This is a genomic window from Caulobacter sp. FWC2, assembly GCF_002742625.1.
Classification (GTDB): domain Bacteria; phylum Pseudomonadota; class Alphaproteobacteria; order Caulobacterales; family Caulobacteraceae; genus Caulobacter.
In genome coordinates, this window is the sequence record NZ_PEBF01000001.1 from 4,710,549 (window position 1) to 4,731,584 (window position 21,036).

General features: G+C 66.3%; 21 protein-coding genes and 1 pseudogene. 6 read left to right on the forward strand and 16 right to left on the reverse strand.

The genetic code is table 11. The features are described from left to right. The 13 genes from CSW62_RS22235 to phnC form a co-directional block, all read right to left on the reverse strand. Positions 1 to 720 carry a hypothetical protein gene (locus tag CSW62_RS22235; protein ID WP_143324446.1) on the reverse strand — a complete coding sequence of 240 codons (720 nt, stop codon included), beginning with the start codon at positions 718 to 720 and terminating at the stop codon, positions 1 to 3. A 104-nt stretch (positions 721 to 824) separates the two neighbouring features. Next, positions 825 to 1,241 carry a DUF1801 domain-containing protein gene (locus CSW62_RS22240; RefSeq protein ID WP_099581648.1) on the reverse strand — a complete coding sequence of 139 codons (417 nt, stop codon included), beginning with the start codon at positions 1,239 to 1,241 and terminating at the stop codon, positions 825 to 827. A gap of 61 nt (positions 1,242 to 1,302) precedes the next feature. Next, positions 1,303 to 2,082: an HTTM domain-containing protein gene (locus tag CSW62_RS22245; RefSeq protein ID WP_199170739.1), complete on the reverse strand. Its 780-nt coding sequence runs from the start codon at positions 2,080 to 2,082 to the stop codon at positions 1,303 to 1,305. Then, positions 1,980 to 2,438 (reverse strand): hypothetical protein, encoded by a 459-nt coding sequence (locus tag CSW62_RS22250; RefSeq protein WP_099581652.1) that lies wholly within the window; start codon positions 2,436 to 2,438, stop codon positions 1,980 to 1,982. The genes CSW62_RS22245 and CSW62_RS22250 overlap by 103 nt, the downstream gene beginning before the upstream one ends. Before the next feature lie 18 nt (positions 2,439 to 2,456). Continuing rightward, positions 2,457 to 2,672 carry a DUF4287 domain-containing protein gene (locus tag CSW62_RS22255; protein WP_099581654.1) on the reverse strand — a complete coding sequence of 72 codons (216 nt, stop codon included), beginning with the start codon at positions 2,670 to 2,672 and terminating at the stop codon, positions 2,457 to 2,459. A gap of 450 nt (positions 2,673 to 3,122) precedes the next feature. Further along, positions 3,123 to 3,743, reverse strand: coding sequence for a DsbA family protein (locus CSW62_RS22260; RefSeq protein WP_099581656.1), 621 nt, complete (start codon positions 3,741 to 3,743; stop codon positions 3,123 to 3,125). Positions 3,744 to 3,777: 34 nt separating this feature from the next. Next, complete coding sequence (locus CSW62_RS22265) at positions 3,778 to 5,091, reverse strand: hemolysin family protein (RefSeq protein ID WP_099581659.1); 1,314 nt, start codon at positions 5,089 to 5,091, stop codon at positions 3,778 to 3,780. A 144-nt stretch (positions 5,092 to 5,235) separates the two neighbouring features. Next, a complete protein-coding gene (locus CSW62_RS22270) occupies positions 5,236 to 6,279 on the reverse strand; it encodes a substrate-binding domain-containing protein (RefSeq protein ID WP_099581661.1) in 1,044 nt (347 codons plus the stop codon). A 72-nt stretch (positions 6,280 to 6,351) separates the two neighbouring features. Continuing rightward, entirely contained in the window at positions 6,352 to 7,611 is a 1,260-nt protein-coding gene (locus CSW62_RS22275) for an OprO/OprP family phosphate-selective porin (RefSeq protein WP_099581663.1), read from the reverse strand. 295 nt (positions 7,612 to 7,906) lie between these two features. Next, on the reverse strand, positions 7,907 to 10,315 hold the full coding sequence (locus tag CSW62_RS22280; protein ID WP_099581665.1) for a TonB-dependent receptor: 2,409 nt from the start codon (positions 10,313 to 10,315) through the stop codon (positions 7,907 to 7,909). Between the two features lie 409 nt (positions 10,316 to 10,724). Next, positions 10,725 to 11,573, reverse strand: a complete 849-nt coding sequence (gene phnE, locus CSW62_RS22285; protein ID WP_099581667.1) for a phosphonate ABC transporter, permease protein PhnE — start codon at positions 11,571 to 11,573, stop codon at positions 10,725 to 10,727. An 8-nt stretch (positions 11,574 to 11,581) separates the two neighbouring features. Then, positions 11,582 to 12,607, reverse strand: a complete 1,026-nt coding sequence (gene phnD / locus CSW62_RS22290) for a phosphate/phosphite/phosphonate ABC transporter substrate-binding protein (protein WP_099581669.1) — start codon at positions 12,605 to 12,607, stop codon at positions 11,582 to 11,584. Beyond that, positions 12,604 to 13,395 (reverse strand): phosphonate ABC transporter ATP-binding protein, encoded by a 792-nt coding sequence (phnC, locus tag CSW62_RS22295; RefSeq protein ID WP_099581672.1) that lies wholly within the window; start codon positions 13,393 to 13,395, stop codon positions 12,604 to 12,606. The genes phnD and phnC overlap by 4 nt, the downstream gene beginning before the upstream one ends. 236 nt (positions 13,396 to 13,631) lie before the next feature. Here phnC and CSW62_RS22300 point away from each other — a divergent pair, with 236 nt between their 5' ends. The 3 genes from CSW62_RS22300 (at position 13,632) to CSW62_RS22310 (ending at position 16,957) form a co-directional block, all read left to right on the forward strand. Beyond that, entirely contained in the window at positions 13,632 to 14,891 is a 1,260-nt protein-coding gene (locus CSW62_RS22300) for a type III PLP-dependent enzyme (RefSeq protein WP_099581674.1), read from the forward strand. A gap of 162 nt (positions 14,892 to 15,053) precedes the next feature. After that, positions 15,054 to 16,121 carry a deoxyhypusine synthase gene (locus CSW62_RS22305; RefSeq protein WP_199170675.1) on the forward strand — a complete coding sequence of 356 codons (1,068 nt, stop codon included), beginning with the start codon at positions 15,054 to 15,056 and terminating at the stop codon, positions 16,119 to 16,121. Positions 16,122 to 16,183: 62 nt separating this feature from the next. Continuing rightward, positions 16,184 to 16,957 carry a phosphatase PAP2 family protein gene (locus CSW62_RS22310; RefSeq protein WP_099581678.1) on the forward strand — a complete coding sequence of 258 codons (774 nt, stop codon included), beginning with the start codon at positions 16,184 to 16,186 and terminating at the stop codon, positions 16,955 to 16,957. Between the two features lie 69 nt (positions 16,958 to 17,026). Here the strand turns inward: CSW62_RS22310 and CSW62_RS22315 are convergent, their stop codons facing one another. Next, positions 17,027 to 17,572, reverse strand: coding sequence for a hypothetical protein (locus CSW62_RS22315; protein WP_099581681.1), 546 nt, complete (start codon positions 17,570 to 17,572; stop codon positions 17,027 to 17,029). A 325-nt stretch (positions 17,573 to 17,897) separates the two neighbouring features. Between CSW62_RS22315 and CSW62_RS22325 the strand changes: the two genes are divergently transcribed. Together CSW62_RS22325 and CSW62_RS22330 are read left to right on the forward strand one after the other, a co-directional pair. Beyond that, on the forward strand, positions 17,898 to 18,383 hold the full coding sequence (locus CSW62_RS22325) for a Fur family transcriptional regulator (protein WP_099581683.1): 486 nt from the start codon (positions 17,898 to 17,900) through the stop codon (positions 18,381 to 18,383). Between the two features lie 120 nt (positions 18,384 to 18,503). Beyond that, a complete protein-coding gene (locus tag CSW62_RS22330) occupies positions 18,504 to 19,451 on the forward strand; it encodes a thioesterase family protein (RefSeq protein ID WP_099581685.1) in 948 nt (315 codons plus the stop codon). Between the two features lie 66 nt (positions 19,452 to 19,517). On the opposite strand, the pseudogene CSW62_RS27155 reads toward CSW62_RS22330, so the two are convergent. Both CSW62_RS27155 and CSW62_RS22335 read right to left on the reverse strand, forming a co-directional pair. Beyond that, positions 19,518 to 19,592 (reverse strand): annotated as a pseudogene (locus tag CSW62_RS27155) (hypothetical protein); the annotation flags it as partial. Continuing rightward, positions 19,589 to 20,479, reverse strand: coding sequence for an alpha/beta fold hydrolase (locus CSW62_RS22335; RefSeq protein WP_099581687.1), 891 nt, complete (start codon positions 20,477 to 20,479; stop codon positions 19,589 to 19,591). The gene CSW62_RS22335 and the pseudogene CSW62_RS27155, both read right to left, overlap by 4 nt. A 71-nt stretch (positions 20,480 to 20,550) precedes the next feature. Here CSW62_RS22335 and CSW62_RS22340 point away from each other — a divergent pair, with 71 nt between their 5' ends. Beyond that, positions 20,551 to 20,985, forward strand: a complete 435-nt coding sequence (locus CSW62_RS22340) for a DUF488 family protein (RefSeq protein WP_099581688.1) — start codon at positions 20,551 to 20,553, stop codon at positions 20,983 to 20,985. Positions 20,986 to 21,036: the final 51 nt, after the last annotated feature.

Sequence of the window (21,036 nt, forward strand, 5' to 3'; positions counted from 1 at the left end):
TCAGCCAAGAGGCGACCGTCGAAAATCCGGAACGTTAAACGTGAGCTCTCCGGGGACTGTCACCTGGCGGCTTCGTACGTTGGGATCGGCGAGGAGAGGCGCCAGGCAAGGCAGCTTGGCCTCGATGCCGCGCGTGACAGGATCGGAAGTTCTTTCGATCCAAGCGCCGACTATGCGCGCACCGCCACCCAGCACCGACGCGACCTCACTGGGCAGGACCAGTCGCATGGTTGACTTGTCCGTGACATCGTCAAAGACGACGATGGTCGGCAGGTCCCTTAGAGGGACTGCAACCCGCCTCCTCACCGGGCCGGGAAGCGGAACGTCCACGAACCGCTCGTAAAACCCGATTTTTCCGCGGCCAAGAAACGGAGTCGGATCCCAAGCGTCCCCCGTCCCATAGATGGCTTGGCGAAGCAAAATGAACAGCGTCGGCGCCCCAGGCGCCTCGATCCAGATGGCGTCGCCCAAGGTCCCAGTATGGTAGACCGTCCAAGCGTTTGGGAGCCCGATCACTTCTCCCGCGATAAATTCGCGAACACCCTGCCCGACGTATCGCCTCCCACCGACCTCGACTTCGATCGACAGCCGGTAGCGGTAGCCCTCCTCTTTCAGCGTACAGCCACTGACGCCCAGGAGGGCGGGGCCCAAACCGCAGCAGATCGCTCTCCTGCTCACGCCGCGTCTTTTACGCGGCCCAGTAAAATCACCTTCGCGCATCAAGCCGCCTCCACCCATGCGCGAAACTCGTAACCTACGATGAATCTGCCGGCTAGGCGGCCCCCAAGCTCTCGCTAGAACATCCGACGGCGTAACTTAGGACTTCACCCCAGGGCGTCCGCGACGAGTTCCTCGAATACGGCCAGATCCACGTCCTTCACGGACCGGAACTTGATGCAGTAGCCGGTGACCTTGGCCTTGCCGAGCCGCGCGCCATAGGTCTGGGACAGGTAGGTCTTGTCCTTGAGGCCCATGACATAGACCGACAGGCCGGCCGTGTTGGCGCTGAGGCCGAGCTTGTAGAACGGCCGCGAGCCGCCGTCGGCATAGCTCAGTGTCTCGGCCCCGTAGCCGATGTTCGGATTGGTCACGACCTTGCCGGTCTCGTCCCGGCCGTCGAGGAACCAGAGCTGGGCGGCGGGCGCGATCGTCAGGATGCGCTGGTCCAGATCGCGCAGCTCGGCGCGCTTGGCCGGCGGCTGGGCCTCGATATAGCGGTCGATCTGTTCGCGCACGGTCATGCCGACGGTCTCCCTTTCCTTGAAGACGCTCGTCCCGTCCGCGAACCGACACCGCCTCGACTTAAAACACGCGCCCTTGCAGCCACAGGATCGCCGGATAGGTCGCCAGCCAGGTCCAGAAGAAACGGTTGAGGCCGAACAGGCAGGCATTGGCCAGGTGGAAGGTCGCCGCTATGGCCAGCCCGGCGATCAGGGCCGGCTTCCACAGCAGGGTCAGCGGAAAGGCCAGCTCGAAGCCCATCACCGCCCACGACATCACCAGCAGCAGCCGGGGCCGCTGCGCCCAGCGGCGCAGGCCTTGCGAGACCGGATAGGACGAGAACTGGAAGACGTCGCGCAGCGCCCGGCCCGAACGCCAGTCGGGGTTCACGATCTTGACCCCGCCGGAGATGAAGTAGCTGAGCATCAGCTGCGCGCCGAGATAGCCGAACGACAGCTCCTTCAGCGCCGGGGTCGGCAGCAGGCGGGTCAGGACCAGGCACCACAGCGCCAGGAGGCCCATGCGGTCGCTGCCGCCGTTATAGGGTCCCTGGAAGCGCTCGAGGATGACCAGCGAGACCAGCGCCAGGCCGACCAGCGGCCAGGGCGCGGCGATCCCGCTGGCCACCAGGACGCAGAGCAGGATCCGGATCGCGAACAGCGGCCGCTCGCCGGGCAGGCCGCGCAGGTGCTCCAGGCTCTGCTGGATCAGGGCCAGCGCCAGCAGGATCTCGGTCAGGCGAACGGCGGCTTCTAGGCTCATCGGACGTCGACGTCCTTGAGCAGCCGCGGCGCGGGCTGGACCATGACCTCCTCGGTCAACGCCTCGCCGTCCCGGCTGACGAAGACCAGGCGAAAGCACAGCCACGGCCGCGCCGGGTCTTGCGGCTCGACGGCGAGATCGGCGGCGATGCGCTTGAACAGCTCGGCCTCGCTATGGGCCGGCGTGCGATCCTCGGCCAGGCGCTCGGCGCAGCTCATCACGAATAGGGTCTGGTTCCAGCGCGGATTCCAGACCAGGCGCTTCAGCAGGGTCGCGAGCGAGACGTGCTCCGGCCGGGGGCGAAACTCCCGCCAGGTCCCGGTCGTGTCACCCGGCGAGGCCAGCAGCGCGTACTCCACACGCGGCGCCGGCGCGATCACGTCGAAGAAGTTCCACGACGGGATCAGGGCGGGCAGCAGAAGCTTCAGCGTCGAGAGCGGACTGCCGGTCGTCATGCTCCCCTCCTCCCGGCGCTACTTCAGCCCATCCTGCGCCAAGGTGTGCGCGACCACGGCGTTGGCGTGCCCATGGCCCATGCCGTGCTGACCCTTCAGAATCGCGACCAGTTCCATGTGCCGGGCGGGATAACCGTCCCGCACGATCTGCTGCCAATGGGCGATCGGCTGACCGTACGTCTTCTCGATCGACGGAAAATAGGACGCCGGTCCCTTCACGGGGTCTTGGGTCATGAGCACCTCCTGATCGCCCCGATATCGCACTGGGCGACGGGGGTCCGCAACGGGCGAGGAGCGGACGTTGGCTCAGAAGCGCCCCCTCCGTCTCGATGCGTATCCGCATCGATCCACCTCCCCCGCAAGCGGGGCAGGAGGATGCGGCTTCCTCCTCACCCGTGAAACGGGGGAGGTGGCGCGACGCCGATAGGCGACGTGACGGAGGGGGCGCTACAACGTCCGCTCGGGGTCGGAAGCAGAACTCCGCCCTCACCCACAAACCCGCCATCCCGCGCTTTATGCGCGGGACCTATCTGTCCGCCGCAGGTGCGGAGCGGAAGAAAGCTCGCACGTTGAAATTGAACCATGGGTCCCGCGCATGAAGCGCGGGATGACGACCAGGGTGGGGCCGCCGCTATAGGCCGATCGCAGATCGCCTGGTTCAGCGGCGCCCCTTCGTCGCGTCGCCTAGGCCGCAGGCCGCTTCACCGCGCGGATCTTCTCGACCACGTCCTTCAACTGCTCTTCCGACAGGGCGCCGCGGATCAGGTAGCCGTTGATCACCAGGCCCGGCGTGCCTTGCAGCGCCAGGAGGCCGGCCTCGCGGGCGTTGCGCGCCAGCACGGCGTCGATATCGCGGCCGTGGGTCTTCAGGTCACTTGTCAGCCTGGTCCAGTCGACGCCCGCCTGCTTGGCGACGGTGTCGACCATGTCCGTGTCGCTCAGCCGCGTGGGCGAGAGCATGAAGGCCCGATGCACCGCCTCGTACCGGCCCTGATAGGTCGCGGCCAGCGCCACGCGCGCCGCGTGCTCCGACACGTCGCCGAAGATCGGCCAATCCTTGTGGACCACGGCCAGGCGGCGGTCCGCCTTCAGGGCGCTCACCAGCACCGGCTCCATGCGCTTGCAGTAGCCGCAGTTGTAGTCGGCATACATCACGATGATGACGTCCGGATCCGTCGCCCCGGCGCGCGGCGTACCCGGCTCGCGCAGAAGGTCCTTGAAGCCGTACTCGGCGGCGCCGGCCGGCGCGGACATGGCGAAAGCGATGAGAGCGGCCGCCAGGGCCGCGACGTGACGGAAAAGCATACGGTGCTCCGGGGAAGACGGTCGGTCAGCCGACCTACCCGTCCAGCCCGTCCTTCTTGCGCTTGGTGTGCTTGAGGATGACCTTGTCGATCCGCGAGCCGTCCATGTCGACGATCTCCAGGTCGAAGGCGCCGAGTTCGACATGCTCGCCCTCGACCGGCAGGCGGCCCAGGCGGTCAAGGATCAGGCCGGCCACGGTGTGATAGCCGCCCTCGGCCTCGAAGTTCTCGCCCAGGTGATCGTTCAGTTCCTGGATGTCGAGGCGGGCGTCGATCAGCCAGCTGCCGTCCTCGCGCCGGATGAAGCGCTTCTCGTCGTCCTCGTGGTCTTCCGGGAAGTCGCCGGCGATCATTTCCAGCAGGTCCAGGGGCGTGATCGCGCCCTGCAGCGAGCCGAACTCGTCGACCACCAGGGCCATGTGCAGGCTGGTCTGCTTGAAGACCCCCAGGGCCTTGAGCAGCGACATGGTCTCGGGGATGGCGATCGGCTGCTGGACGTGGGCCTTCAGGTCGAGCGGTTCGTTCGACAGGCAGGCGTCCAGCAGGTCCTTCTTCAGCACCACCCCGACCCCGCCATCGAGATCGTCGTCGGTGGCCACCAGGATGCGCGAGTGGGCGCTGGCGCGGATCTCGGTCAGCACCTGCTCGGGGCTGTCGGCCAGCGACACCCAGAAGAGGTCGCGGCGCGGGGTCATGGCCACGCGCACGGGGCGATCGCCCAGGCGCAGCACCTCGTTGATCATCGCCCGTTCCTCGGGCTCGATCAGGCCGGCGTCGGCGCCCTCGGCCAGGACGGCTTCCATCTCCTCGGTGGTGACGCCGTTGTTGCGCTCGTCGCGCACGCCCATCAGCTTGAGCACTGCGGCGGTGGAGACGGTCAGCAGGGTCACGAACGGGCGCAGCACCATGGCCACGATGGCCAGGAACGGCGACATCCGGCGAGCGATCACGTCCGGGAACATCAGGGCCAGGCGCTTGGGCACCAGCTCGCCCAGGATCACCGAGACGTAGGTCAGGCCGATGACCACGATGGTGGTGGCGATGCCTTCGGAATATTTGGCCAGCGACGGGACGCTGGTCTCCAGCCAGTGGTCCAGAGCGCTGGCGATGGTGGCCTGGCCATAGGCGCCGGCGAAGATGCCGATCAGGGTTATGCCGACCTGGACGGCCGACAGGAACCGCGTGGGGTGCTCGGCCATCTCCAGGGCCAGCCTGGCCCCCCTGTCGCCCCGCTCGGCGAAGCCTTGCAGACGGGCCTTGCGGGCCGAGACGACGGCCAGTTCGGACATGGAGAAGACCCCGTTCAACAGAACGAGGAGGAAGACGACGGCGAGCGCGACGAGGATCATGGCCCTGCAGGGTCAAGGACGCGGGCCCGGACGGCGACCGCGGCGCGGGCATGGGGAGGCCCGGCGCGGTCCACTATACAAAGAAAAACGCCGTGGCCCATAGGACCACGGCGTCTAGCTCGGTCTAAGTGACGAACTGCCGGCTTACGAAGCCGGGCGGCCCATCACGGTCTTGTTGGCCACGACGCCCTTTTGGGCTTCGTGCTGGCCCGGAGGCAGCGGGATCAGACCACGGCCTTGCAGGTAGCCGCCACGGCCCGTCGCGGCGTCCGAGGTGAACTCCTTCAGGAAGTCTTCCAGGCCCGGGGTGACGCCGATGTTGGCCTTCTTCACGTAGATGAAGAGGGTGCGCGACAGCGGATACGAGCCGTCCGAGATGGTCTGGGCCGAGGGACGCACGCCGTTGACCGAGGCGCCCTTGATCTTGTCCATGTTCTCTTCGAGGTACGACCAGCCGAACACGCCCAGCGAACCCGGGGTCTTGGTCAGGGTGCCGACGATGGCGTTGTCGTTTTCGCCGGCGTCGATCCAGCCGTCGTTACGCAGCGGGTCGACCTGAGCCTTGAACTTCTTTTCGTTGTCCGAGCGGATCGCGTCCAGGGTCGGATACTTGCGGGCGCCGGCCTCGATGGCCAGTTCGACGAAGGCGTCGCGGGTGCCCGAGGTCGGCGGCGGGCCGTACACCTGGATGCGGTTGCCCGGCAGGCCGCCGGCCACGTCGTCCCAGTTCTTGTTCGGGTTGGCGACGAACTGGCCGCCCTTATAGACGACCTTCGAGAGACCCATGTAGAGGTTCTCGGTCTTGAAGTTGTAGTCGGCGCCGTCCTTGTCGGTGGCGATGACGATGCCGTCGAAGCCGATCTTGATCTGGATGATGTCCTTGATGCCCTTGGCGGCGCAGGCGTCGAACTCGGCCTTCTTCATCGGACGCGAGGCGTTGGCGATGTCCGGGAAGCCTTCGCCGGCGCCCGAGCAGAACAGCTTGATGCCGCCGCCGGTGCCGAGGCTTTCAACCTTCGGCGCCTTCTTGCCCGACTTCTTGGCGTAGTTTTCGGCGGCGCGGGTGGCGAACGGGAACACGGTCGACGAACCGGCGGCCCAGACGTAGTCGCGGGCGGCGTAGGCGGGGGCGGCGGCCAGGCCCGACAGGGCGACGGCGGCGGCCGCGCAGGACAGGAGCTTCTTCATGGTCAGTTCCTAAAGGAATGAAGCAAGGAGATCGGGCGGACCCGGAGGGATCCGCCCGCGAACACGTCGGTCTTAGAAGTCCAGCTGAGCGCGCAGCTGGAACTGCTTCACGTCGTAGTCCTGGTTCAGGCCGACATTGTCCGACTTGCCGTCGGTGTAGTTGGCCTGGAAGCGGACATACGAGGTCGGGTAGTAGTTCACGCCCATGGTCCAGCCCGTGTACTTGCCGGCTTGCGACACGGCCGGCTTGACGTTCAGGGTGTCGTAGGCGTCGCCCAGGTCGGCGTAGTCGTAGCGCACGGCCAGTTCCAGGCCGCCCGTGCCGCCGGCCGTGACCGGGTTCAGGATCTTCGGACGCTTCACTTCACCGGCGGCGGCGTCATAGTTGCGCGTCTCGCCGGTCGGCCAGAAGCTGACGAAGGCGTAGCCCACCTTCACCTTCGGGTCCTTGCCGACAGCGGCGCCGCCGATGCGGGTGACGTCGATGTTCGAGTACTCGCCTTGGACCGAGAACGGGCCGTGGATGTACATGCCTTCGACGGCCAGGGTCTTGTCACGGTTGCCGATGCCGCCCGTGGTGTAGAACGTGGTGCCGTTGGTGTAGGCGGTCGTCGTGCGGCCGGTATAGGCGAAGGCGCTCTCGTCGCCGCGGTTGCGGTAGCGATACGAGACGCCCAGGTGCAGCTTGTCGGCGTCGGTGTTGAGCAGAGCGTAGTGACCGCGCGCCGTCAGGCCGAAGCGTTCCTTGCTGTCGGCGCCGGCGTTGGCGACGTCAGCGGTGTTGATGCTGTTGCCTTGGATGGCGAAGGTGGCCGAGTAGTTGAAGCCCTGATACTTGGCGACCGCGCTGACCAGGTAGCTGTCGACGCCGAAGTCACCGTACGGACCACGGTCCATGAAGGTGATGAAGCGGGTCGAGGTCAGGTTTTCCAGGCCGGCGGCCTTGATGTTGCCGAACAGCAGCGAGGTCTGTTCGTTCGGCTTGTACTCGATGACCACGTCGTCCCACGAGGCCGCGCCACCGTTCACCCAGCCGCCTTCGGCCTTGTAGGCGAAGTAGTTGTTCAGCTTGCCTTCGACGCCCAGGAACACCTGGCGACCGCGCCAGTTGCTGGTCTTGTAGTCCCCGCCGGGGCCATCGCGGCTGACGTCCTGGTTGACATAGTCGACCAGGATGCGGCCGCGGAATTTGAACGAGGTGTCGTCGTTCGAGAATTGCGGAGCGCCGCTCCACTTGTAGGCCATATCCTGGGCTTGGGCCGCGACGCCCATGCTCAGAGCAAGCGCGACGCCCAGCGCCGAACCGGCGACCAGCGAGGTCTTGATGCTCATTATGATTTCCCCTTGAAGGTGCCCCTGCCTCTCTCGCCCGATGAAGGACGGGATCAGGATGTCGCGGGCTTACCGGGGCGCCATGACGGTTCCGCCACCGATTTGTGACACCGGCGCGACAACTGTTTTTCACCGGTTAATCTGTGTCGTTACAGCAACATGGCGACATCGAGGGTCGAGGAAGAAAAGTCCGTTTACCGACGGAGTGGTCTGGATCGTGACAGTCGATCCTCGCCCCCCGTTCCGGGTGTCGGAAGGGCGGCCCGTCGCTGGGCCGCCCTTCGTCACGTCAGGCCTAGTACTTCACGCGCAGTTCGATGCCGTAGGTGCGCGGCGGGTTGAAGTTGGCGTAGTCGCCGATCGTGCCGCGGTTGGCGGCCGAGATCCGGTAGATGTGCGACTCGTCCAGCAGGTTGCGAGCCCACAGCGACAGGCTGGCCGAACCGGCGTCGCCCATCGTGATGTCGGCCAGGGTCAGGTTGCCGTTGACGATGAAGCTGCTGTCGCCCTTCACAGCGACGTTCTGGACCAGCTTGCCGGTCGGCGAAACGTCGGCGAACTCGGTCTGGAACGAGTACTGGGCGTCGGCGTAGTTGGCGTCCAGGTGAGCCTTGAACGTCATCGAACCCACCGGCTGCTTGAAGTCGATATAGGCCGAGGCGGCGTTCGGCGGCGTGTAGACCACGTTGACCGGGAACGGCGTGCCCTGCGGGACGTCGGCGTTGCCGGTGAACGGGAACGGCGCGGCCGGCACCTTGACGTCCGTGTAGGCGTACGAGACGCCGACCTGGATCTGGCTGGTGACCTGGGCGGTCAGGTCCGCTTCGAAGCCGCGGATCTTCGAGGTGCCCGGCGCATTGCGGGTTTCCTCGGTGTGCGCGCCTTGCGTCGGGCTGCCGGGGGTGGTGTCGACGTTGTCGAAGTCGATCTGGGTGCCGTCGCGGTTCATGGCGTAGGCGGCCAGGTTCAGACGGACGCGGTTGTCGAGGAAGTCCATCTTGGCGCCGATTTCGTACGCCTTGACCTTTTCGGCGTCGAACGCCTGGAAGGTCTGCGAACGGTCGTTGGCGCCGCCGGCGCGATAGCCGGTCGAGAACTTGGCGTAAAGGTTCACGCCTTCAGCCGCGTCGTAGGCCAGGTTGACCAGCGGGTCGAAGCGGCCCTTGTCGTAGGTGAACGTGAAGTTCGTGGCCTTGCCGTTGACGATGTAGAGCGTGCCGTCGCGCTTGTCCTTGGTGTAGCGACCGCCGACCGTCAGGTGCAGCTTTTCCATCGTGGCCGGCGTGTAGGTGCCCTGGCCGTAGATGGCGTAGCTCTCGGCGTCGGCTTCCGAGGCGCGGGTCAGGAAGCGCGTGCCGCGCTCCCAGCCGGCGGTGCCGGCAGCGGCCTTCGACGTACCCGCCGACGAGCGGATCGTGTAGGCCGTGCCGTCGGCGTTCCACTGGTTGGTGAACGGCGTGGCGGCCGATTCCTTGGCGTGTTCCTTGAAGTAGTACAGGCCGGCGACGTACTGGAACGCATCGCCGAAGTCGCCGACAGCCTGGAATTCCTGGCTGTACTGGTTCTGATACAGGTCCGACAGGCTGTAGCGGCCGAAGTTGGCGTTCGGGGCGAAGACGTTACGGGCTTCGACGCCCGAGTTGTCCCACTGGTTCGTCGCGACGGCGCGGGCCGCCGTGATCGAGCGCAGCTGCAGGTTCGGCGAGACGTTGTACTTCAGCGTCATCATGGCGCCGCCGGTCTCGTCGACGCTGGGCTGCTGGACCGTGCCGATGTCCGAGACGGTCTGGCGGTCGGTATGGACCTTCACCAGCGAGGCCAGCGGGTTGATCGTGCCGGCCGGGGCGCTGGCCGTGGCCGTGACCTCAGCCAGGGTGCGGACGCGCTTGCCATAGGGGTTGTAGTTGATCAGCTGGCTGAAGAACGGGGTGTTCTCGTCCTTCGAATAGTCGACCGAGACCAGGGCGCTGAACTTGTCGTTCGGCTTGTAGAGGCCCGAGATGCGGCCGCCCTTGCGGTCATACTGATTCCAGCCGGCTTGGCCCGCCATCGGGTTCTTGATGGTCGGATCCTGGTGTTGAAGCAGGCCGTCGACCTTGATCGACAGGCCGTTGAACTCCTGGAAGTCCTGGTGCAGCTCGGCGGTGTAGGCGCCGTAGTTGCCGACGCCGGCGACGATGCGGCCGCCGGCCACGCCCGATGGGCCCTTCGAGACGATGCTGACAGCGCCGCCTTCGGTGTTACGGCCGAACAGCGTGCCTTGCGGGCCACGCAGCACTTCGACGCGCTCCAGGTCGAGAAGGGCGACGTTCAGGCCTTGCTGCCGGCCCAGATAGACGCCGTCGACATAGACGCCGACGCCTTGGTCGCGGGCGGTCTGGTTGGCGTCGAAGGGGACGATGCCGCGGATGCCGACGGTCAGCGCCGACTGGCGGGCTTCGAAGGTGGCGACGCGCAGCGAGGGGATGGCGCCGTCCATCAGGCTGATCAGGCTCTCGGCGTGGCGGTCGGCCATGGCCGTGGCGCTCATCACCGACACCGCGATCGGCGTCGATTGCAGGTTGGTTTCACGCTTGGTGGCCGTGATGACGACTTGTTCCAGCGCCGTGCCGTCCGCCTCGGGCGCCGGGTCGGCGGCGTAGGCGGTCGAGGCCGTGGCGGCCATCAGAGCGACGAGAGCCGCCCCACCGAAATAGTTACGCATTAGGAGGTACCCCTGTTTGGTTGGCCGGGGGATAGTCCGCATGCAGTGATGGTTCAGTGACGCCACTATGTATGTTTTAAGACGTGATAATTTTGCGCCACGCGGGCTCTACTCAAAATATCCATTCGCATTCGCCCACCACGCGAGCCCAGACACATAACGTTACGATGCAGAAATAAACCGTCTAAGTCTGGACAAGTTTCAGAAACGCGATATCGGCGTTATCCGTTTCATTCCGATACATGAAGCAGCCGATGAAACTTGGTGAATAGTCCGCCGAATACTGCAGTCCGAAATTCGAGAGGCGTTCCGCTGGCCCCGCTCGGAACGCCATAAACGCGACGGGCGCGCCAGCATGTGGCTGGCGCGCCCGGGCTTTTCGGTCGGGTCGGAATGAAGAACGGACCGCTTAAAGCAGCCGCGTACGGATCACTTGCGACAGCAGGTCGATGATCGACACCGCCACGACGATGACCAGCACGATGCAGCCGGTCTGGTCGAACTGGAAGGCGTTGATCGAGTCGAACAGGATCTGGCCGATGCCGCCGGCGCCGATGATGCCCAGCACGGTGGCCGCGCGGGCGCTCGATTCGAAGCGGTAGAGGGCGTAGCTGGTCCATAGCGGGGCGACCTGCGGGATCACGCCCCAGACGATCTCCTGCAGCTTCACCGCGCCCGTGGCCCGCACGCCCTCGACCGGGGCCTTGTCGATCGACTCGACGGCCTCGGCGAACAGCTTGGCCAGCACCCCGCCAGTGTTGAACATGATCGACATCACGCCGGCGAACGGCCCCAGGCCCACGGCGGTGATGAAGATCAGGGCCACGACAAGGTCGGGGATCGAGCGGATCAGGTCCAGCAGGCGGCGAACCGGCTGCTGGATCCAGATCGGGGCGATGTTGCGCGCGCCCAGCAGGCCCAGCGGGATCGCCGCGATGATCGCCAGGGCCGTGCCCCAAAGCGCCATCTGCACGGTCTGCCACATCTTGCCGATGAACAGGCCCCACTCCATCGACATGAAGAGCTTGGGATCGGTGAACGGCTTGAAGAACAGCTTGGCGAAGGCGCCGGTCCGCTCGGTGTCGGTGAACAGCTGCGGGAACTTGTCGATCTCGGCCGGCCTGAAGCTGACGATCAGCAGCAGGATCACCCCGCCCCACAGCAGGGTGTCGAAGGCCAGGGCCGAGGCCGAGCGCTTGGGCGGCGCGGGAACGCCGCCTGCACTCGGATGGGGCGCGCGGATACCGGCGTCGCTCATCAAGGACCTCAGTTGGCCGGCGTCGCGGCGACGCCCGCCTTGCCATCGGCCGCGACGCGTTCGGCCTTGATGCCTTCCAGCGTCTTCTGGGCCGCGGCGATCTTGGCCTGGTCGCCCGACTCGCGGGCCAGGCCCAGCTGCTCGGTGGCTTCCATTTCACGCACCACCAGCAGGTGGGTGTCGTCAGCCGGCTTGAAGCCGCCGATCGACAGCTTCTTCAGATAGCCGCGCTGCTGCTCGGCGGCCGGCGTGTCGCCCTGGGCGTAGGTCAGGAAGAACTGGCGCAGCTTTTCCTTCACGACCGGGTCGAGATCCTTGCGCCAGACGATCGGGTCTTCCGGCAGGGTCGGCGATTCCCAGATCACGCGGATCTTGTCGGTGACGCCCTCGCCGCGCGCCTTGGACAGGTTGATGGCCGTGGAGTTGTTGGTCGCCGCGTCCAGCTTGCCGTTGGCCACCGCGAACAGGTTGGCCTGGTGGTTGGCGCTGAGCACGGTCTTGAAGCAGTCCTCGGGCTTCTTGTTGGCCGGGATGAACACATAGGTCATCGGCGCCAGGGTGCCCGAGGTCGACTTCTTGTCGCCGATGCCGAAGTCCAGCGACTTGTCGCATTTCAGCAGGTCCTGGAGCGTCTGGATCTTGCTGGCGGCCGGGACGATGATCACCGACTTGTAGCCGTCGGTGCCCGACGGATCGAACGTGCGGGCGAACACCTCGCCGTTCGAGCGGCGCACGGCTTCCAGGCCCGACTGGTTCGAGAACCAGCCCACATCCGTCTGCTTGGCGCCCATGGCCACGATCAGCGACGAGTAGTTGGACGAGAAGAACGGCTTCACCTTGAGGCCGGTCTGCTTCTCCATGTCGGCCAGGATCGGCTTCCAGTAGCCTTCCATGTTCTGGGCGGACTCGGTCGACAAGATCGAGAAGGTGATCGTGTCCTTGGCGGCCGAGGCCTCGGGCTTCTTGGAGCACGAGGCGAGGGCCAGGGCCGAAAGGCCGGCGGCGAACACGAGGGCCGTACGGCGGCTGATCATTGGGGGGCTCCTTCCCAGAACACGTCTTCGAATTCCGGCCCGTAGATATCGATGAGTTTTTCACGCTTCAGGCCGGAGGCCGGGCCGTCATAGACCTTCTGGCCGGCCTTCAGCGCCACGACCCGGTCGCAATAGCGCAGGGCGTAGTCCACCTGGTGCAGGGTGACGACAACGGTCAGGCCGTCGCTTTGATTGAGATCACGCAGGATCTCCATGACCTTGCGCGCCGAGACGGGGTCGAGCGAGGCGACCGGTTCGTCGGCGAGAATGATCTTGGCCTTCTGGACCAGGGCGCGGGCGATGGCGCCGCGCTGCTGCTGGCCGCCCGACAGGGTATTGGCGCGCTGGCCGGCATAGTCGGCCACGCCGACGCGGGCCAGGGCCGCCATGGCCGCCTCGCGCGTCTCCCTCGGCCAGGCGCCGAACAGACCCTGAAGGAAAGGGATGCGACCCAGCGAGCCGAGCGCCACGTTGCTGAACAGCGACAGGCGGCCGACCAGGTTGAACTGCTGGGCGATGAAGCCGATGCGGATGCGCGCCTTGCGCACCTCGCCCGACACGCGGCCCTTGGCCTGCACCGAACCGCCGAAGGCGTCGATCTGACCGCCCTCATCAATGGTCTGCAGACCGTCGATGGAGCGAAGGAGCGTGGATTTCCCCGAGCCCGAAGGCCCAATGAGCGCGATCATCTCGCCTCGATTGACATCGAGAGAGACGGTGTCCAGCGCACGGCGAGACCCGAAGGTCTTGGAGGCGGCGCGGATCGAGAGAACAGGGTCCGACGTCATGGTCGGGGCGAATCCTTAACGTGGTTTCAGGGCTTGGGAAATGCGTTCTCCGGTTTGGGGCAGGTAAGCAATGAATTTGTGACAACCGGTGGATGGTTTGGTCTCAAAACGGGGCCGCAAAAGGGACTTTACATCCCGGACCATTGCCCCTATTTCGCTCGCTCCGGCGGACCCGAAGTCCTCATAAGCGCTGCTAACGCCGGCCTGGGTTTAACTTCTGCAGGGGTCTACGTGAATTGCACACGTACCATACTCCCCTGGACCTGGTCCGCGAGCGGTCACCGGAACGTCCTGTCGCCCTCGTGCGACCGGACGCGGTGTCGGTAGCGGCGCGCTGGTTCCAGTCCGAATTTAAAGGCGACGTCTTTTACGCGGTGAAGGCCAATCCTTCGCCCTGGGTGATCCGTGAGCTGGCGCAGGCCGGCGTGCGGTCGTTCGACGTCGCGTCGCTGAACGAGATCGAGCTCGTGGCCAACGAGGCCCCGGGCTCGCGCATGGCCTTCATGCATCCGGTCAAGAGCCGGGTGGCCATCGCGGCCGCCTATTTCGACCACGGCGTGAAGACCTTCTCGTTCGACACCCATGAAGAGCTGGCCAAGATCCTGGACGCCACCGGCCAGGCCAAGGACCTCAACCTGATCGTCCGCATGGGCGTGCAGGCCGAGGGCGCGGCCTACAGCCTCTCGGGCAAGTTCGGCGTCGAGCCGCACAACGCCCCGGGCCTGCTGCTGGCCGCGCGCCGCGCCACCCAGGACCTGATGGGCCTCAGCTTCCACGTCGGCAGCCAGTGCATGCGCCCGACGGCCTACCAGGCCGCGATGGCCCAGGCCTCGCGGGCCCTGGTCCGCGCCGGCGTACTGGCCGATGTCGTCGACGTCGGCGGCGGCTTCCCGTCGATCTATCCGGGCATGGCCCCGCCGGAACTCTCCGAGTACCTGGCGGCCATCGACCGCGGCTTCTCCGAGATGATGGTCCACGAGACCACCGAGCTCTGGTGCGAGCCGGGCCGCGCCCTGGTGGCCGAGGCCTCGTCGCTGCTGGTCAAGGTCGAGCTGAAGAAGGGCGATGCGCTCTATCTGAACGACGGGTCGTACGGCTCGCTGTTCGACGCGGCGCACATGAAGTGGCCCTTCCCGGTCAAGCTGTTCCGCAAGAATGGCGAAGTGGTGGAAGAGGGCCTCAAGCCCTTCCGCTTCTACGGCCCGACCTGCGATAGCGTCGACCACATGCCCGGCCCGTTCTACCTGCCGGAAAGCGTCGACGAGGGCGACTACATCGAGATCGGCATGCTGGGCGCCTATGGCGTGGCCATGTCGACCCGCTTCAACGGCTTCGGCGACAACGAGACCGCCGAGGTCCAGGACGCGCCGATGGCCTCGATGTACGGCCTGGCCAAGCGCTCGATCCCGGCGGTCCGCCAGGAGAACGAAGAGCGCAAGATCGTCCGTTTCTCGCGCCCGAAAGGCGCGGCGGGCAAGCGCAAGCGTCGTCGCTAAATCGACGTGGTTCGTCAGTAGACTGTTTCTGAGTTAAACCGCGCGCCGCACTCGACGTTATGAGACGTCGAGTGCGGTTCGCTTTCAGCCCCCACCGGTCGCTCCGTCCCGGTGGACGGCCACTTTCAACGACGGGCGTCCAAAGTCAGGGAAACCGAAGCGATGAACGCTCCCGTTCCGAACAACACCCCAATTGGCAATACCAAGGCCGAACTGCTGCAGAACGTCGTCGAGCACATCGACATCACGTCGTTCGACGCCCGTCCGATCATCGACTCCATGCGCAAGATGTCGTTCTCGAGCCGCGACACCGCGCGCGCCGCTGACATCTTCAACATGGCCCTGGAAGACAAGGGCTGCTCGCCCTGGCTGATCCTGGCCGGTTCGACCTCGGCCGGCGGCTGCATGCACGTCTACCGCGACATGGTGAAGAACGGCATGATCGACGCCGTGGTCGCCACCGGCGCCTCGATCGTCGACATGGACTTCTTCGAGGCCCTGGGCTTCAAGCACTATCAGGCCGCCGGCCCGGTCGACGACAACGTGCTGCGCGACAACTACATCGACCGCATCTACGACACCTATATCGACGAAGAAGAGCTGCAGAACTGCGATCACACGATCCTGGAGATCTGCAACCGCCTGGAGCCGCGCGCCTATTCCTCGCGCGAGTTCATCTGGGAAATGGGCAAGTGGCTGTCGGAAGGCAACGCCAAGAAGCCCGGCTCGCTGATCCAGACCGCCTATGAAGAAGGCGTGCCGATCTTCTGCCCGGCCTTCGTCGACAGCTCGGCGGGCTTTGGCCTGGTCAAGCACCAGAAGGAACGCATCGCCGCCAAGCAGCCCTATCTGATGATCGACGCGGTCGCGGACTTCCGTGAACTGACCGACATCAAGATCGCGGCCGGCACCACGGGCCTGTTCATGGTCGGCGGCGGCGTGCCGAAGAACTTCGCCCAGGACACCGTCGTCTGCGCCGAGATCCTCGGCGTCGAGGCCGACATGCACAAGTACGCTGTCCAGATCACGGTCGCCGACGTCCGCGACGGCGCCTGCTCGTCCTCGACGCTGAAGGAAGCCGCCTCGTGGGGCAAGGTGAACACCACCTACGAACAGATGGTCTTCGCCGAAGCCACCACGGTCGTGCCGCTGATCGCCTCGGACGCCTATCACCGCGAAGCCTGGAAGGGCCGCGAGAAGCCGCGCTGGAACAAGCTGTTCGGCAAGTAAGCTTGATCCGACTCCAGTGAAAATGCAGGGTCCCCGGAATTGCTCCGGGGACCCTTTTTCATATGCGTGTTCTGGCCTTCGCCGCCGTCCTGGCCCTGACCGGCTGCGCCACGCTCGGCGGCGACACCGCCACGGCCGGCCGTTATCTGACCCAGGCCCAGTTCGACGCGCGCGACCACCTGGCCCCGCCGCCCGCCAAGGGATCGGCGGAGGCGGAGAAAGACCGCCAGATATTCCTGGCCACCCGCAAGCTGGAAGGCACGCCGCGCTGGGCGATCGCCCAGGCCGACGACGCGGAGGAGAACGTCCTGGCGGCCTATAGCTGCGCGCTGGGCTACACGCCGACCCGCGAGAAGAACCCCAAGCTGGCGGCCATGCTGCTGCGCATCAGCCGCGACGTGCGGCCGGCGGTGTCGGGTCCGAAGATGAAGTACCGGCGCGCCCGGCCCTTCCGCTCGCAGAGCGGGCCGCTGTGCATCAAGCCCAGCCTCGGCTTTTCGCTGTCGCCGGACTATCCGTCGGGCCACGCCACCTGGGGCTGGACCGTGGGCCTGCTGCTGGCCGAGGCCGCGCCGGACCGCGCCGAGGTCATCCTGGCCCGGGCCCGCGCCTTCGGCGAGAGCCGGGTGATCTGCGGCGTCCACAACGCCAGCTCGGTCGAGGCCGGCCGCAAGAACGCCGAGGCCCTGTTCGCGGCCCTGTGGGGTTCGGAAGCCTTCAAGAACGACCTGGCCGGCGTGCGGGCCGAGCTGGACGCCACCCGCGCCCAGGCCTCCCCGCCGGATCCGGCCCATTGCACCGCCGAGGCCAACCTGCTGAGCGCGCCGCTGCCATAAGGGCGGCCTTGCTACAGCATTTTCCGACGAAGTGGATCCAGTTCGTCGTGCGCGCTGGGCTTCACGCCGTCACTGACGGCGACGCCGCGCATGTTCGTCACGATGGGCGTTCATGGCTTCGGCATATTCACGGGAGGCCAGAAGCCGCGCCATGTAGCGGATAGGACGGCGCGTGGTGAACGGATAGTCGACATGCGTCCCATTGTCGAACGCACCGCGATTACCACAGCTGAAAGCCCGACAGCCTTCATTGACATCATTGAGGATGATGCCCTGCTTATTAACCGTAAACCTCAGCTCGCAGGGCTGGTTATCGTCAGTTTGCCGAAAGACGAGCGCGTGAGGTTCCAGATCGGCGATCCCCCACAGACTGCAGGTATGCCCGTTATAGAACTCGCTGTGGATGCGAAAATAGGCGGTATTGGGCGTGACCTTGACGACCTCCAATATGTCCTCCGACATATAGGTCTCGCCAGCGACCGTGCCGTTTTTGAAACGCGTCTTATAGACCCCCGCGATCTGATCGATCTGAGGAGCAACGGAGGGCAACACCGCCGGATTTGCCACAGCGCCAACCGGCAACAAGGTCAAGGCCAGAATAAATAGAGCCTTCATCGCCCACCCCTATTGATCTAAGAATTAACTATACATGCCATAAGACCGTCTGCAATCACATATATCTGGCGATAAAGGTGGCCTGGCTCAACCGCTTCGCCTCTGCTTGGTCAAAGACCTCGCGAAGGATGGCCCGGCCCTTTTCGATATCTGGCAGTCTGCTGCGCCCGCAGTTCAACATCGGCGCGGCCTGATGGCGGCGGTCGCCCAGAACCGCAAGGCCGGCCCCACTCCTGACGCGGCTAGGTGCGCGGCGGAGGCGGCGCTGGTCGCCCAGGCCCGCCTCTAGCTTGCGCATACGGGCCGTGGCCTCTACCTGTTGGCCATGGCCCACGGCTCTTCCTGCGGACACGATCACCACAATCACGGCGTCGCCGGCGCCAGCCTCGCGGCCGAGCTCGAGGCGGCCGAGGCCCGCTGCGCGGCCGCCGAGCAGCGCCTGACCGCGCCCCGCCGCCGGGTTCTGGAACTGCTGCTGGAAGCTGGCCAACCGGTGAAGGCCTATGACCTGATCTCGACCTTCGGTGGCGATGGCCCGCCGGCCAAGCCGCCGACCGTCTATCGCGCGCTCGATTTCCTGGAGAAGCAGGGCTTCGCCCACCGGATCGAGAGCCTCAACGCCTATGTCGCCTGCCGCAAGGAGGCCGACGGCCACGCCGCCGCCTTCCTGATCTGCGACTGCTGCGGCGCGACCCGCGAGATCGAGCCCCAGGCCAGCGCCGACATCATCGCCGCCGGCGCCACGGCCGGCTACGCCCTGACCGCCGTGACCATCGAGGCCCACGGCCTCTGCGGCGATTGCCGAAACTGAGAGAACGCGGCTAGGTTCGAACAGCTGTTCAACACCGTTCGAGAGACGCCATGACGACCGCTGAGAGCCTCCCCGGCGTCGAGATCTGGCGGGCCATTCTTGCCTTGAGGGAGCCGCGCCATGACGACCGCTGAGGTTCTTCCTGGTGTCGAGATCTGGCGCGGCGGCGTCAACACCTGGGACTGTGACGAGATGGGGCACATGAACGTGCGCCACTACGTGGTCCGCGCCCAGGAGGGCCTGATCGGCCTGGCCGCCGAGCTGGGTATGCCCCAGGCTTTCTCGCCGCACGCCAATGCCACGCTGCTGGTCAAGGAGCACCACATCCGCTTCCTGCGCGAGGCCCACGCCGGCGCGCCGCTGACCATGCTGGGCGGCGTGATCGAGATGGGCGAGACCGAGGCCAAGCTCCTCCAGCTTCTGATCCATCCGGCCTCGGGCGAGCTGGCCGCGACCTTTCAGACCACCGTGGTCCACGCCACCCCGCGCGAAGGCCAGCCCTTCCCCTGGCCCAGCATCGCCCGCGCGCGCGCTGAGGCCCTGAAGGTCGAGATTCCCGAGAAGGCCCGCGCCCGCAGCATCGACCTGTCGCCGTTCGCCACGACCGCCAGCCTGGAGCGCGCCGACGCCTTGAGCCTCACGCGGATCGGCCTGGGCGGCCTTCTGCCGTCCGATTGCGATGTATACGGACGAATGCGCGCCGAGCAGTTCATCGGCCGGGTCTCCGACGGCATCGGCGCGTTCATCCACCCGTTCCGGGATGTCGTGGTCGACCACGCCGAGCCCAAGCCCACGCGGTATGGGGGCGCGGTCCTGGAGTACCGGATCGTCTACCTGGCCTGGCCCCGGCCCGGCGACCGCGTCGAGCTCCGCTCGGGCCTGATCGGCACGGACGCGCGCACCATGCGCATGGCCCACTGGATGCTGGACCCGGCGACGGGACAGTCCTGGGGAACCTCCGAGGCGGTGGCGATCACCTTCGACCTGGACGCCCGCAAGGTCGTGCCGGTGACCGACGCGGCGCGGGCGGCTTTGGCGGCGCATGAGGTGGAGGGGTTGGCGCTGTAGCGCCCCCTCCGTCTCGCTGCGTATTCGCAGCGATCCACCTCCCCCGCGGGCGGGGGAGGAGAAGCGGCGCCATTCCTCCTCACCCGTGAAACGGGGGAGGTGGCGCGGCGCGAATACGCGCCGTGACGGAGGGGGCGTTAAGCCGTCGCCATATCGAACAGCGCGTCCCGCACCACGTCCGGGCGCTCCATCGGCAGGAAGTGGCTGGTCCCCGGCACGACCTCGATCTTCACGTCCCGGCCCCGCCGCGCGAAGCGGTCGCCGGCCATGCAGGTCGAGTGCTTCTCGGCTTTCAGGATCCGCACCGGCGCCTTGACCCGCTTCACCGCGCGCCACGGGTCATGGGCCTGGGCCGCGTAGTTCGAGGCTTCCCACGCCGGGGCGCAGGCCAGTTCGACCTTGCCGTCCTGGCGCAGGACGAAGCCGCCGGCCACATAGTCGGCCAGCATGGTCTCGGGCCAGGTCTTGAAGGCCCCGCGCCCCTTGTACCCGGCGAACACCTGCTCGCGGTCGTCGAACACGGCCCGGCGGCGCAGGGCCGACTGGACCAGGGGCATGTGCTTCCACAGACGGCCCGAGGTCCACGGCGCCTTGGCGTAGAGGGTGGCCAGCCAGGGCATGATCACCGGGTCCAGCAGGACCAGGCCCTTGACCCGGTCCGGGCGCTCGGCGGCGGCCAGCAGGCTGACCGTGCCGCCCATCGAGTGGCCGGCCAGCACCACCGGCGGACCGTCCAGGACATCCAGCAGGCCCGTCAGGTCGCCCTGCAGATCGCGCCAGGACCGGCGGCCCTCGGGATTGGCCGGCAGCGTGGTGTCGCCGTGGCCGCGCTGGTCGATGGCCAGAATCCGCAGGCCCGCGCCCAGCGGCGACAGCAGCACGCGATAGGTCTGGGCGTTGAAGCCGTTGGCGTGGACGAACACCACGTCGATCGGCCGGTCCTGAGGGCCGAACTCCAGGGCCGCGATCTCGCCGCCGGGTACGGCCACGGAGCGCTTGCGAGGTTCGCGAAAGACGGCCGCGTCCATGGGCGTGGCTCCTTTGGAGTTACGAGCGTTAAGTTAGGCCTGCGAAGCCCCCGCGTCCATGGAACCTTCAGATGAATAAGCTGGCCACCATCGGCTATGAGACCGACACCCAGGGCGGGATGATCGCGCGGCTGAAGGCGGCCGATGTGGAACTGGTCGTCGACGTCCGGGCCGTGGCCAGCTCGCGCAAGGCCGGCTTCTCCAAGACCCTGCTGGGCGCCAGCCTGAAGGACCGGGGCATCGACTATCTGCACCTGCGGCCGCTGGGCACGCCCAAGCCGGGCCGGGAAGCCGCACGGGCGGGCCGGATCGACGAGATGCACCAGATCTTCAGCGCCCACCTAGAGGAGCCGGAGGCCGTGCTCGCCCTGGCCCAGGCGACCGAACTGGCGAAGACAAAAAGGGTCGCCCTCCTTTGCTACGAGGACGACCCCAATTGCTGTCACCGACAGATCGTCGCGGAGCGGATCCGCCAGACGCTGAAGTGCGAGATCATCGACCTCTGAACTTCAGGCCGTAGCGAAGCGGAGAGCCGGGACCCAGGGGCGACCGCACAG

What these genes read in the sequence shown, in the direction of transcription:
- CSW62_RS22260 (WP_099581656.1), bottom strand. Translation starts at nt 3,743, where the DNA reads ATGCTTTTCCGTCACGTCGCGGCCCTGGCGGCCGCTCTCATCGCTTTC.
- CSW62_RS22265 (WP_099581659.1), bottom strand. Translation starts at nt 5,091, where the DNA reads ATGATCCTCGTCGCGCTCGCCGTCGTCTTCCTCCTCGTTCTGTTGAAC.
- CSW62_RS22340 (WP_099581688.1), top strand. Translation starts at nt 20,551, where the DNA reads ATGAATAAGCTGGCCACCATCGGCTATGAGACCGACACCCAGGGCGGG.
- phnD (WP_099581669.1), bottom strand. Translation starts at nt 12,607, where the DNA reads ATGATCAGCCGCCGTACGGCCCTCGTGTTCGCCGCCGGCCTTTCGGCC.
- CSW62_RS22235 (WP_143324446.1), bottom strand. Translation starts at nt 720, where the DNA reads ATGCGCGAAGGTGATTTTACTGGGCCGCGTAAAAGACGCGGCGTGAGC.
- CSW62_RS22315 (WP_099581681.1), bottom strand. Translation starts at nt 17,572, where the DNA reads ATGAAGGCTCTATTTATTCTGGCCTTGACCTTGTTGCCGGTTGGCGCT.
- CSW62_RS22280 (WP_099581665.1), bottom strand. Translation starts at nt 10,315, where the DNA reads ATGCGTAACTATTTCGGTGGGGCGGCTCTCGTCGCTCTGATGGCCGCC.
- phnC (WP_099581672.1), bottom strand. Translation starts at nt 13,395, where the DNA reads ATGACGTCGGACCCTGTTCTCTCGATCCGCGCCGCCTCCAAGACCTTC.
- CSW62_RS22270 (WP_099581661.1), bottom strand. Translation starts at nt 6,279, where the DNA reads ATGAAGAAGCTCCTGTCCTGCGCGGCCGCCGCCGTCGCCCTGTCGGGC.
- CSW62_RS22255 (WP_099581654.1), bottom strand. Translation starts at nt 2,672, where the DNA reads ATGACCCAAGACCCCGTGAAGGGACCGGCGTCCTATTTTCCGTCGATC.
- CSW62_RS22325 (WP_099581683.1), top strand. Translation starts at nt 17,898, where the DNA reads ATGGCCCACGGCTCTTCCTGCGGACACGATCACCACAATCACGGCGTC.
- CSW62_RS22250 (WP_099581652.1), bottom strand. Translation starts at nt 2,438, where the DNA reads ATGACGACCGGCAGTCCGCTCTCGACGCTGAAGCTTCTGCTGCCCGCC.
- CSW62_RS22305 (WP_199170675.1), top strand. Translation starts at nt 15,054, where the DNA reads ATGAACGCTCCCGTTCCGAACAACACCCCAATTGGCAATACCAAGGCC.
- CSW62_RS22335 (WP_099581687.1), bottom strand. Translation starts at nt 20,479, where the DNA reads ATGGACGCGGCCGTCTTTCGCGAACCTCGCAAGCGCTCCGTGGCCGTA.
- CSW62_RS22310 (WP_099581678.1), top strand. Translation starts at nt 16,184, where the DNA reads ATGCGTGTTCTGGCCTTCGCCGCCGTCCTGGCCCTGACCGGCTGCGCC.
- phnE (WP_099581667.1), bottom strand. Translation starts at nt 11,573, where the DNA reads ATGAGCGACGCCGGTATCCGCGCGCCCCATCCGAGTGCAGGCGGCGTT.
- CSW62_RS22240 (WP_099581648.1), bottom strand. Translation starts at nt 1,241, where the DNA reads ATGACCGTGCGCGAACAGATCGACCGCTATATCGAGGCCCAGCCGCCG.
- CSW62_RS22275 (WP_099581663.1), bottom strand. Translation starts at nt 7,611, where the DNA reads ATGAGCATCAAGACCTCGCTGGTCGCCGGTTCGGCGCTGGGCGTCGCG.
- CSW62_RS22330 (WP_099581685.1), top strand. Translation starts at nt 18,504, where the DNA reads ATGACGACCGCTGAGGTTCTTCCTGGTGTCGAGATCTGGCGCGGCGGC.